A 4,391-nucleotide genomic window follows, 5' to 3' on the forward strand; every position below is an offset into this window, starting at 1 on the left:
ACAATGGATAGGCACCCTGCTGAATTGCATGTGCAATCTCATGCTCGCTCAAACCGCCTTCTGGACCAATAATAATAGTCGCCTGACTGGTTTTATCAAATTCCAATAAAGACTGCTGCGCCCGATGATGAAGTACAAACGTCTTGCCAAAATCTTGTTCAATGAAATTATCAAAATCCAATGGCTCTAATAATTTTGGTACAGTTGATCTACCGGACTGCTCACAAGCACCAATAATAATCTTTTGCCAATGTTGTGCGCGTTTTTTTAACTTTTCACCTTTAAGCTTAACCACACATCGCTGAGTAAAAATAGGCACAATTTGATTAACACCCAATTCAACCGCTTTTTGTATTAAAAAATCCATCTTTTCACCTTTGGCCACACCTTGCGCTAAAGTAAGATTAAGACAAGACTCAGTTGAATTAAACGTACGAGAGACAATATTAACTTGGCATTGTTTTTTGGTATCTAAAACATTTGCTTGATAATCATAACCATCACCATTAAACAAGGTAATACTTTGCCCCTGAGGAAAGCGCAATACCTTGATCAAATGATGAGAGCCGTACTCATCCAACACTAGAGTATCATTAATTTTCAGAGGGGCATTTTGGTACAAGCGAACGTGTTTCATGGTATCTTTGCGCTACTAAACTGAATTGAAAAATAATGATACATCAAAATAGAAGAAAAGAGCTATTAAGCCAAATTGATGACAATGCTGTTGTCGTTATCTCAACCAATCCTGAACAATTTAGAAATGGTGACGTAACTTTTCCTTTTAGGCCACATAGCGACTTTTTTTATTTAACCGGATTTCAAGAGCCGCAAGCTGTCGCTGTCATTAGTCGAAACACGTACACTATGTTTCTAAGAGATAAAGATCCTGATCGTGAAATTTGGGATGGAGAGCGTCTAGGTCTTGCAGATGCACCCGAGATTCTGAAACTTGAAAAAGCTTTAAACATCAATTTATTAGAAGATCATTTAGCACAATTAATCACAGCAGAAAATGTTGTTTATTTTGATGAAAAGCCTTGTGATTTTGATAGAATGCTGAGCAGTTTACTCTCCAGCTATACGATTAAAAGCCTACAAGACCCCTTGCATGAAATGCGTTTAATCAAAGATGAGTTTGAAATGAGTACCATGCAAAAAGCAGCCAACATTTCAATGGTAGCTCACGTACTTGCTATGCAATACGTAGCTCCCAATATGTTTGAATACGAACTTCAAAGTGTTTTTGACGCACACTTTGTCAAAAACAATGCGGTACATGCTTACACTCCTATTGTTGCAGGCGGTAAAAATGCCTGCATATTACATTACATAGAAAACAACAAACCACTCAAAGATGGTGATTTAGTACTGATTGATGCAGGTTGTGAATTTGATAACTATGCTAGCGATATCACACGCACTTTCCCGGTTAATGGTCGCTTTAGCACAGCACAAAAACAAATTTATCAAATTGTACTAGAGGCCCAATTAGCAGCCATTGACAGCATCAAGCCCGGCGCAAGTGTGCACAAACCACATGAAATTGCCTCTAATATCATTCAGCAAGGGCTTGAATCGCTTGGCTTACTTGCATCAGGTGAGTCACTATCAACCTTTTACATGCATGGCACTGGTCACTGGTTAGGCATGGATGTACATGATGTCGGAAAATATCAACACAACCAACAACATCGTAAATTTGAGGAAGGCATGGTAATCACTGTTGAACCTGGTATTTACATTCGCAAGGATGATAAAATCAACCCTATTTATCATGATATTGGCATCAGAATCGAAGACGATGTTTTGGTAACAAATGCTGGTAACACGGTCTTAACCGAACAACTTGCCAAAACTATTGATGAAATTGAAACTTTAATGAGCGAAGACTAACTCCATGAATATACAACAAGCAATCAAAGCAGTTATTGCTAAACAAAATTTAGATGAGCATCAAATGCATGATGTAATGACCGATATTATGACGGGAAAAACTACTGATGCACAAATCGGTGCTTTTTTAGTCGGCCTTGCTATGAAGGGCGAAACTGTTGCCGAGATCACTGCTAGCGCCAAAGTAATGCGCGCTCTCGCTAAAGGCGTTGAAATTAAAAAAACCAGGCACTTGGTTGATACTTGTGGCACTGGAGGTGACGGCCTTGGCTTATTCAATATTTCAACTGCCTGTGCTTTTGTGGTTGCAGCAGCAGGTGGCTCTGTTGCCAAGCACGGTAACCGTTCAATTTCATCAAAATCAGGTAGTGCTGACGTATTAGAAGCTGCAGGTGTCAATCTAGACATGAGTGCAGAACAAATCAGTAAAAGTGTCGATAAGATCGGTGTAGGGTTTATGTTTGCACCTGCACACCATTCAGCGATGAAGCACGCAATTGGACCGCGTAAAGAGCTTGCTGTGAGGACTATTTTTAATGTACTTGGGCCATTGACCAACCCTGCTAAGGCGCCTACTCAGGTTATGGGTGTTTATGACAAGAATCTGGTTGAGCCAATTGCCAATGTACTAAAAAGCTTGGGCTCCACCCATGTGATGGTGGTTCACTCTAATGATGGATTAGATGAGATTTCCATTGCTGACGATACTTTTGTAGCGGAACTCAACAATGGCTCAGTGAAAACTTACACCATTAGCCCAACTGACTTTGACTTGCCCTTAGGCAATTTAAACGATATCAAAGCTGATGACGCTGAAAGCTCTCTGGTACTTATCCAACAAGCACTTGATGGTAAAGAGGGATCGGCAAAAAATATTATTGCTATGAATGCAGGCGCTGCTATATATGTCAGCGGCTTGGCAGATTCTTTGCAAACAGGCATCAAGAAAGCATTAACGATATTAAACAATGGATCTGCGCATCAAAAGTTAGATGATTTTGTACGAGAATCTACTGGCTGCTAGGAAAAACAATAAAATGAATAAAGAAACTAACCTAATTTGGATTGATTTAGAGATGACGGGCTTGCTACCCGAACGTGATGTTATTATCGAAATTGCCACCATTGTTACTGACGCAAATCTCAATATTTTGGCAGAAGGACCCTCTCTCGTTATTCACCAAAGTAGTGAAATTTTAGCAGGCATGGATGAGTGGAATACAGAGCATCATACTAATTCAGGATTAGTACAACGCGTTAAAGATAGTGTCATCTCAACCAAGCAAGCCGAAAAGCAAACTATTGAATTTTTAGAGAAATACGTTGATGCTGGCGCTTCACCGATGTGTGGCAATACCATTTGTCAAGATCGACGCTTTTTATACAATTACATGCCCGAATTAGAAAAATTCTTTCATTATCGCCATATAGACGTTACGACACTTAAAGAGCTGTTAGTGCGTTGGAAACCTGAATCCAAAATGGTGCGAGATGGTGAACCTGCACATTTAGCTTTGGCTGATATTCGTGATTCAATCAATGAATTAAAATACTATCGTGATGTATTTATAGATGTCTAGCACCCCCGATATATGGCTTGCACCTGCAAAAATAAATCTATTTTTGCATATCAACTCAAAGCGAGAAGATGGCTACCATAATCTACAAACTATCTTTCAATTGCTCAATTTCTATGATGAGCTGCAATTTTCAATCACCAACAACCCTGCTATTAACCGAGCCTCTGGCAACGAACATATTGTTCCAGAAAATGATCTAATCATTCAAGCTGCCAAATTATTACAGCAAGAGAGTGGCGTTACTCTTGGTGCAAACATCTCAATTATTAAGCGCATCCCTGCTGGCGGCGGATTGGGTGGCGGGTCATCGGATGCGGCCACCACTTTAGTTGCACTAAATCAGCTTTGGAATGTAGGATTTAATCAAAAAAAGTTAATGCAGCTTGGGCTGCAGCTTGGTGCTGATGTACCCATATTTATCAATGCTCGAAGTGCTTGGGCTGAAGGTGTAGGGGAAATACTTAGCCCTATAAACACACCAGATCATTACTTTTTAGTGGTATTTATCAATCAACACACCTCCACCAAAGAAATTTTCTCGCATAAAGCATTGACAATGAGTCCAATGATAGGGAAAATATCCGACTTCTCTGAGCTGACAAATACTCATAATGATTGTTTGCAAGCGGCAATAGAGCAAACTGATGAAATCAGACTTGCGTTAGAACAATTAGATTTATGTTCTAACCTGATAGGAAAAGCAAGAATGAGTGGCACAGGTAGTTGTGTTTTTGCAGAATTTGCTCATGAGAAAGATGCTATGGTAGCATTAGAAAAAATACCAAAAAAATGGATGAGTTTTTCTGCGAAAGCAATAAGCACTTCTCCAATCCTTAAATGGGCTGTCGCCAAGCGGTAAGGCAACGGGTTTTGATCCCGTCATGCGCAGGTTCAAATCCTGCCAGCCCAGCCATT

At 39.9% G+C, this 4,391-nt stretch carries 5 protein-coding genes and 1 tRNA gene; 5 read left to right on the plus strand and 1 reads right to left on the minus strand.

Features of this window, described 5'->3' with window-relative positions:
- The coding region (locus tag P8M52_RS01805) for a 16S rRNA (uracil(1498)-N(3))-methyltransferase (protein ID WP_300306479.1) at positions 1-637 on the minus strand (637 nt) is incomplete at its 3' end.
- Between the two features lie 35 nt (positions 638-672).
- On the opposite strand from P8M52_RS01805, the gene P8M52_RS01810 reads away from it, so the two are divergent.
- From P8M52_RS01810 to P8M52_RS01830, 5 genes are all read left to right on the plus strand, one after another.
- Entirely contained in the window at positions 673-1,896 is a 1,224-nt protein-coding gene (locus P8M52_RS01810; protein WP_300306481.1) for an aminopeptidase P N-terminal domain-containing protein, read from the plus strand.
- Between the two features lie 4 nt (positions 1,897-1,900).
- Positions 1,901-2,920 (plus strand): anthranilate phosphoribosyltransferase, encoded by a 1,020-nt coding sequence (gene trpD, locus P8M52_RS01815; protein ID WP_300306484.1) that lies wholly within the window; start codon positions 1,901-1,903, stop codon positions 2,918-2,920.
- A 13-nt stretch (positions 2,921-2,933) separates the two neighbouring features.
- Positions 2,934-3,476: an oligoribonuclease gene (gene orn / locus P8M52_RS01820; protein ID WP_300306487.1), complete on the plus strand. Its 543-nt coding sequence runs from the start codon at positions 2,934-2,936 to the stop codon at positions 3,474-3,476.
- Positions 3,469-4,335: a 4-(cytidine 5'-diphospho)-2-C-methyl-D-erythritol kinase gene (ispE, locus tag P8M52_RS01825; RefSeq protein ID WP_300306490.1), complete on the plus strand. Its 867-nt coding sequence runs from the start codon at positions 3,469-3,471 to the stop codon at positions 4,333-4,335. Before orn ends, ispE begins: the two co-directional genes overlap by 8 nt.
- A tRNA-Gln gene (locus P8M52_RS01830) sits at positions 4,315-4,389 on the plus strand. Before ispE ends, P8M52_RS01830 begins: the two co-directional genes overlap by 21 nt.
- Positions 4,390-4,391 lie beyond the last annotated feature (2 nt).

Source organism: Candidatus Thioglobus sp. (genome assembly GCF_029243085.1).
In the GTDB taxonomy this organism is placed as follows: Bacteria; Pseudomonadota; Gammaproteobacteria; order PS1; family Pseudothioglobaceae; genus Thioglobus_A.